Source organism: Alicyclobacillus sendaiensis NBRC 100866 (assembly GCF_001552675.1).
Classification (GTDB): domain Bacteria; phylum Bacillota; class Bacilli; order Alicyclobacillales; family Alicyclobacillaceae; genus Alicyclobacillus; species Alicyclobacillus sendaiensis.
In genome coordinates this window covers 1-6,711 of record NZ_BCRQ01000090.1, presented here as the reverse complement: position 1 = coordinate 6,711, position 6,711 = coordinate 1, and the positions used below count along the sequence as shown (strand labels likewise).

Below are 6,711 nucleotides of genomic sequence, written 5' to 3'. Positions count from 1 at the left end.
TTCTGCAGTTGAAATCTCTTGTGTAAAATTCATCATTTTCTATAGAAAACGCGTATAGGTCGGATTTGCTCCTCTGTGAGGCCCCTGATACACTGGGGCTGTCCGAGTCTGCGCAGGCGACTTGAGGAGTGTGTCCATGGAGCATTCACAAAATCAAGAAAATCAAGCGTTATCGACGCAACCATTGCACGATCGCCATACCGACCATGTCGCAGCGACCTACAAGGCGTATGCCGACGCGGAAAAAGCGGTCGAATTGTTGCTGGAAAGGCAAATCCCGGCCGAACACATTTCGCTGGTAGGAAAGAATTTCTCGATTGAAGATCGCCCGCTCGGCTTTACCACCATCCGCGGCGTTGCCAAGGAAGGAAGCAAATTCGGCGCGCTGTGGGGAGGCATGCTCGGTCTGCTCCTCGGATTCACCGTGTTTTTCGCGCCGGTGACGGGGCCGTTGCTCCTCTTTGGACCCATCGCGTACGCCTTAACTTCGGCGGTGGAAGGGGCATTGTTTGGGGGCCTTGCCGGCTTGCTGGTGGGCTGGGGACTGAAGCACGAAAAAGCGGTCCAATTCGAACGATCCATCAAAGAAGGCGAGTACCTGGTCATGGTCAGTGGCCCGTCTGACTTGGTGACCAAGGCTTACTATGCCCTTCAACAGACGAATTGTACGCAAATCGAAATGTTTGACAACGGCGGTGCGCCCGAAGACGGGACATCCGCTTCTGCGACCGAAGCTCCAAGCGAAGGCTGATCGTTCATCCAATCCCATCGCGCAGATTCGGACACGAGGGGAAACCCCGTTGCAGTACGCCGGGCCGGGGCAGCTGCCGTCAGGCAGCACCGAGCCCGGCGGCATACGCTTTACTCCGGAATTTTCTCCTTGATGAAATCCCCGATTTCAGTCAGCGCCTCGTCCGCCTCTGGCATGGGAAAGCTGTGAAACACGTGCCACATGTCCTCCCAGATGTGTAACGACGAGTTCACGCCGGCCTGCTGAAGCTTCTCATGCAGCCTCACGGAGTCGTCGAGCAGGCACTCGTCGCGACCGACGTGGATGAGGATGGGGGGTAACCCGGCGAGATCGGCATAGAGAGGCGACACGAGTGGATGCGTGAGCTGTTCCGCGCTGCAGTACAAGAGCGGCGCCTTCCGGATCCCATCTGGTTCAAGCCAGGGGTCATAGGCTGCGCGCGATTCCATCGATGGACCGGTGCCTGCCAGGTCGGTCCATGGCGAAAGTACAGCGGCGCACGCGGGGAGCGGTTTGCCCGCGTCGCGCAGCGAGATGAGTGTGGCCAAGGTCAGACCGCCTCCGGCGGAGTCGCCGGCAATCGCGATGCGGTCTGGCGATATCCCTTGGGCGAGAAGGGATTCGTATGCTTTCACCGCGTCCTCGACTGCAGCCGGAAACTTGTGTTCGGGCGCGAGTCGGTATTCGATGAGGGCAACGCGGGACTTGGACGCCTGGGCGAGCCGCCATGCAAGGCCTCGGTGAGATTCGCAGGATCCCATGTAGTACGCGCCACCATGCAGGTATAGCACTGTGCGCGTCGAGGCACCGCCAGCCATGGCAATCCATTCGCCAGGGACACCGCCGAAGGACGTTCGCTCCACCTGCACGTGTTCGGGTTTCGGAATGGTTCGGCCCATTTGGTCGAGACCCGCCCTCTGGGTTTCCAGGCTTCGTTCCCCAAGGTTCTGAGATGCGCGCATTTGCTGCAACATGGAGCGGACGGCAAGAGCCTCTGCACTGGGCATCCGAGCGCCTCCTTTGTAAGCGATATCATTTGATAGTTAGCCTATCACATGGTTCACAGCTTGGCGATCTCGCCCTAAGACGAAGGCCCTCTCCGACGACGACTGGATACCCCGCAGGTCGAAGTCGCCGCGTGTCAGTCATGTGGCCGGAAGGTGTGCTTCCACTTAGTCCATAGCCATACACAGGCCGGCCCGGTGAAGACGGCGAAGAGGGGCATGAGAGGGTAGCGGAACCGGTCCCAAGCGGGGAAGAAGAAAAAGAAACACGTGTAGTACACCACGAAGGTCAGGAGAAGCGCGGACGGCCGGCGAGCTTCACGCCGCCTGACCCACATGTGCGCAATGCCGAGCAAGCTCAGGACCATGAGAACCCAATAGGCGACGGTCGTGAACATGTCGATGGCGTGAAGAAACGGATGGAACGCGGTGGACACCCGGAATGTGTACCAATTCGCATTGACGTCGTTCTTGTACAGGTCAAAGATCTTGACCCAACCGTTCAAAAAGGTTTTCCACGGATGGTGCAGGATGTATTGCTCAGCGAGATGTTCCCCAAGCTCGTTTTTCGCGACCTCGTTGGTCACCCGTACCAAGGGATTGACGTACGGGTTGTACGACCACCAATAGCCACCGTTGACGTGAACGCCCTGCCACAAATTCGTGCCGCCATTGGTGGATACGAGGACGAAGTGGCCCATGGCGAGCCGGTTTCGAATGGTCACGGGCAGAATGGCGAGCAACATGAACACCGTGACCCAGACGACGCGGGCGAGTGCGCGCGCTGCACGCGAGCCCAACCTGGTGAGTACGGGGGTGGCGTGAGGGAGCGCCACGCACCACTCGTAGATGAACAAAAACGCAGGAAATGCTAGAGGGATGGGCCGGACGTCGCAAGCGAGCCCCATCACCGCGCCGGCGAGGGCCAGCCAACGAGATCCGCGCGGATGATCGATGCCGCGCAAATAAAGGACAAAGAATAGCACGAGAAGGAGCGTGAACAGTTCTTCTGATCCTAAAACACTGTTCCAGATGATTTGGCTTGGGAGCAAGGTATACGCGGCCGCTGCGCACGTGGCAGACCGCACATCGCGGAACAGTTGGCGTGTCAGCACATAGACCAGACACACGATGCCTGTCGACAAAAGGGCATTTACTGCAAGGCCAACCATCACCGAAGGTCCTGTCACACGGTAAATCAAGGAGAGAAAAAACGGCCAGCCAATGGGCCAATAGGCCGTCGGATGTCCCATCCAGTTGTAGCCTTGGTTGTGGGCCAGTTCGACGGCTCGCGCATCGTACCACGCGAAATCCGCTTCCTGAATCGGGTGCATAAACGAGATCCACGCAAACCTTAGCACGAGGTTGACGGCGATGAGGATGACGAGAACACGTTGATCCCGACGCACACTCCCGCTGTCCATCATGTGCGCTTGCTCCTTTCCACGCTGTTCCCGATCCTAGCGCAAACCGAGTCAAGTTTCGAGTGAAGAACGCAAATTCGTCACTTGCGGCCAGTCGTGGGCGCCATCACCCCGTGGAACTGGCCGTTTTACCTCAATATCCGCGTGGTGGCGTCAGCGCTCGCAACAAATTGTGTTGTGGGGCATCGCCAGCGCGCTGCCTTATGCCGACTACGAAGAACATGAAAAGGCCGCGGCGACCGTCGCGCACCTCTAGAGGAGCGGCCGGATGGACGCTGGCGACCTAGCCACAAAGTCGCCAGACACAGTCCGACATATCCGGCGCGGGGTGGGGAAACCTCATGGGCGACGAAGAGGAGGTGTGCAGGATGGACCTTCAGCGTGCCAAGGAGATTGCGGCGTCACCCGTCATGGCGCACGTCACACACGAGGGCCATCAGGTGTACATTCAGTCCGTCGATGAGGGAACCCAGACGGCAACGGTGTATCATCTCAAAAACCCGGATCACCGGTATGCGGTGCATGTGCGCGATCTCACGGAGCAGCACGTCGTGCATTGAACGGTTTCGGAGCGCCGGTTCGCGTTCAACGCCCGGTGCTCCGTCGCTGGCTAGCGCGTGTCCGCTTCGCGCAGGACAGACATGACGTGCTCCATCTGCTGCACAAGTTCCCGCACGATTTCTCCAGCGGGCATGGGCTTGGCCATCGGGTAGCCCTGTCCCGCCCACAGAGACATCCGCTCAGCATCCTCCTCGGCAGCCGCGCGGCGGCGGATCGGTTGAGTGAGCGCGTTCTGAAGCGGGTACGGCGGAATGTCCAGGTCTTCTCGGGCTACGGCCTCCATGAACGCATTGCGGATGCCTCGGGCGTGCTTGCCCGAAAAGCTCCGCGTCAAAGCTGTACCGCGATCCCGCCACGCCATGACGGCTCGCTTGTACGCCGGATGGGCGCCGCTCTCGTCCGCCAGCAGGAAACGCGTTCCCATCTGAACCGCGGCTGCTCCCAGCGCGAGACACGCCACAATGCCCCGACCGTCCATGATGCCGCCCGCCGCGATGACCGGGATGCTGACGCGATCGACCACCTGAGGCACGAGCGCCATGGTTCCGATGAGCCTGGTTTCGTCGATGGGGAAGAAGGAGCCGCGGTGTCCGCCCGCCTCGTAGCCTTGTGCGATCACGGCGTCACAACCCGCGCGCTCCAGGGCCATCGCCTCCTCCGGGCTTGTGGCCGTGCCCATCACGCACATCCCTGCTTTCTTCCATCTCGCGATCGCGTCCCCTTCAGGGCAGCCAAACGTGAAGCTCAGCACGGGGACGCGCTCGTCGATGATGACGCTCATCTGTGCGTCGAACTCGTCGACTGTCGGGAGGTGCGGATTCACGTCGTCGATCTCGGCTGCGACGGCCTGGTCGCCCACCCATTCGCGCAACCACCTCTTCATCGCCTGTACGGCATGGCGGGCATCGCCCTGCGGCTCCTCGGGGACGAACACATTGACGCCAAAGGGGGCATCTGTAAGCTGGCGCACGCGGCGAATGGCTGTTCGGGTTTCTTCGGGCGACAGGTATCCCACGCCGAGAAAGCCGAGTCCTCCCGCGTTGCTCACGGCTGCGACCAATTCCGGCGTCGACGGGCCTCCGGCCATGGGCGCAGCAAAAATGGGGTGGCGCACGCCCAGAGCCTGGAGCCAGCTGTGGACGGGTCGAGTCATGGAATCCCTCCTTCGCGGCGCGAGGCGCGACGAATCGGATGATGTGATCTCAGTGTATACCTCGTCGGCAGGCGGGGCAAAATGGGCGTACAGGAGGTTGATGTGCCGCGAGAACGGACGCGTAGACGCGGGTTCAGTGGCGTGTCAACAGCCTTTGCAAAAGGGGCGGTCGAAAGGCCGCTCCTTTTGTTTCGTGTGCCCGTCGGGTGATCTATTCTAATCTTTCAACCTTCTCTACTTGTCGAAGAGTTCTGCCTGTTCTATGATGAGGGCGATCCGCCGCGTCGGCGGAACTCGGACAGACAAGGAGTGGAGAGCGTGGCAGAAGCACAGGTAGGCGTGATCGGCCTTGCGGTGATGGGCAAAAACCTGGCGCTCAACATCGAAAGCCGAGGCTTCACGGTGGCCGTGTACAACCGGACGGCCTCGAGAACACAGGAACTCGCGGAAGAAGCAAAGGACAAGCACATCATTCCGACGTATTCGCTGCAGGACTTCGTCAAGTCCCTGGAGCGTCCGCGGCGCATCATCCTGATGGTGCAGGCCGGTCGCCCTGTGGACGAGGCGATTTCGCAGCTCGTGCCGCTGCTCGATCCGGGAGACGTGATCGTCGACGGAGGAAACTCGTACTTCGAGGATACCCGCCGTCGTCATGCAGAACTTGAGCAAAAAGGCATCCTCTTCATCGGCACAGGCATCTCCGGTGGCGAAGAGGGGGCGCTCAAGGGGCCTGCCATCATGCCGGGCGGCAGCAGGGAGGCGTACAAGCTCGTTGAGCCCATTCTCACCGCTATCGCCGCCAAGGTGGGGGACGAGCCCTGCTGCACGTATATCGGGCCCGACGGTGCGGGCCATTATGTCAAGATGGTGCACAACGGCATCGAGTACGGCGACATGCAACTCATCTGCGAGGCGTACCACCTGTTGACCGAGGTCCTCGGGCTCTCCGCCGATGAACTCCACCAAGTGTTTGCGGACTGGAACCGAGGCGAACTCGACAGCTATTTGATCGAGATCACGGCGGACATTTTCTCCAAGCGGGATCCCGAGACGGGCCGGCCGATGGTCGACGTCATCCTCGACACCGCCGGTCAAAAAGGGACCGGCAAGTGGACCAGCCAGAGCGCGCTCGATCTCGGCGTGCCCCTCACCATGATCACCGAAAGCGTCTTCGCCCGCTTCTTGTCGGCCATGAAGGAGGAACGCGTGGCCGCGAGCCAAGTGCTCCCTGGGCCCGAGCGGCCGCGGGAGTCCATCGACCGCGACGCCTTCATCGAGGACGTCCGGCGCGCGCTCTATGCGAGCAAGATTTGCTCGTATGCCCAAGGTTTTGCCCAACTCCGCCAAGCTTCGCAGGAGTACGGATGGAACCTCGATCTCGGCGCGATCGCGATGATCTTCCGTGGCGGCTGCATTATTCGGGCGCAATTCTTGCACAACATCAAGGAAGCCTACGATCGAAATCCCGGCCTGCCAAACCTGCTTTTGGATCCGCACTTCCGTGGGTCCATCGCATCGTACCAGGATGCATGGCGTCGCGTCGTGGCAACGGCCGTCACCTACGGCGTTCCAGTTCCCGCATTTGCGAGCGCCCTCGCCTATTACGACAGCTACCGCGCGGAGCGCCTGCCGGCGAATTTGCTTCAGGCACAGCGGGACTATTTCGGCGCGCACACGTTCCGTCGGGTCGATCGCGGCGGCGTCTTCCACTTCCACTGGCTGAGCGACGAACCGGTCCTCACGGAGATCTGACCGCTCCGGGCAAGCGCACCACGTGCGCAACATTAGGCCCCTGTGGCATCCCGAAAAAAATCGCCC

At 60.6% G+C, this 6,711-nt stretch carries 7 protein-coding genes; 4 read left to right on the top strand and 3 right to left on the bottom strand.

Annotated features, from left to right (window positions below):
- Positions 1-136 precede the first annotated feature (136 nt).
- Positions 137-751: a general stress protein gene (locus AS26_RS12910; RefSeq protein ID WP_062310363.1), complete on the top strand. Its 615-nt coding sequence runs from the start codon at positions 137-139 to the stop codon at positions 749-751.
- A 110-nt stretch (positions 752-861) separates the two neighbouring features.
- On the opposite strand, the gene AS26_RS12905 is transcribed toward AS26_RS12910, so the two are convergent.
- Together AS26_RS12905 and AS26_RS12900 are read right to left on the bottom strand one after the other, a co-directional pair.
- Positions 862-1,758, bottom strand: coding sequence for an alpha/beta hydrolase (locus AS26_RS12905; protein ID WP_062310360.1), 897 nt, complete (start codon positions 1,756-1,758; stop codon positions 862-864).
- 134 nt (positions 1,759-1,892) lie between these two features.
- Entirely contained in the window at positions 1,893-3,182 is a 1,290-nt protein-coding gene (locus tag AS26_RS12900; RefSeq protein WP_062310357.1) for a glycosyltransferase family protein, read from the bottom strand.
- A 93-nt stretch (positions 3,183-3,275) separates the two neighbouring features.
- On the opposite strand from AS26_RS12900, the gene AS26_RS14895 reads away from it, so the two are divergent.
- Together AS26_RS14895 and AS26_RS12895 are read left to right on the top strand one after the other, a co-directional pair.
- The gene (locus tag AS26_RS14895) at positions 3,276-3,404 is read left to right on the top strand and encodes a hypothetical protein (RefSeq protein ID WP_281176968.1); all 129 of its coding nucleotides are present in this window, start codon (positions 3,276-3,278) and stop codon (positions 3,402-3,404) included.
- A 143-nt stretch (positions 3,405-3,547) separates the two neighbouring features.
- Positions 3,548-3,739 carry an H-type small acid-soluble spore protein gene (locus tag AS26_RS12895; RefSeq protein ID WP_062310354.1) on the top strand — a complete coding sequence of 64 codons (192 nt, stop codon included), beginning with the start codon at positions 3,548-3,550 and terminating at the stop codon, positions 3,737-3,739.
- Positions 3,740-3,789: 50 nt separating this feature from the next.
- On the opposite strand, the gene AS26_RS12890 is transcribed toward AS26_RS12895, so the two are convergent.
- Positions 3,790-4,893, bottom strand: coding sequence for an NAD(P)H-dependent flavin oxidoreductase (locus AS26_RS12890; protein WP_062310351.1), 1,104 nt, complete (start codon positions 4,891-4,893; stop codon positions 3,790-3,792).
- A 318-nt stretch (positions 4,894-5,211) separates the two neighbouring features.
- On the opposite strand from AS26_RS12890, the gene gnd reads away from it, so the two are divergent.
- Positions 5,212-6,645: an NADP-dependent phosphogluconate dehydrogenase gene (gnd, locus tag AS26_RS12885; protein ID WP_062310348.1), complete on the top strand. Its 1,434-nt coding sequence runs from the start codon at positions 5,212-5,214 to the stop codon at positions 6,643-6,645.
- Positions 6,646-6,711: the final 66 nt, after the last annotated feature.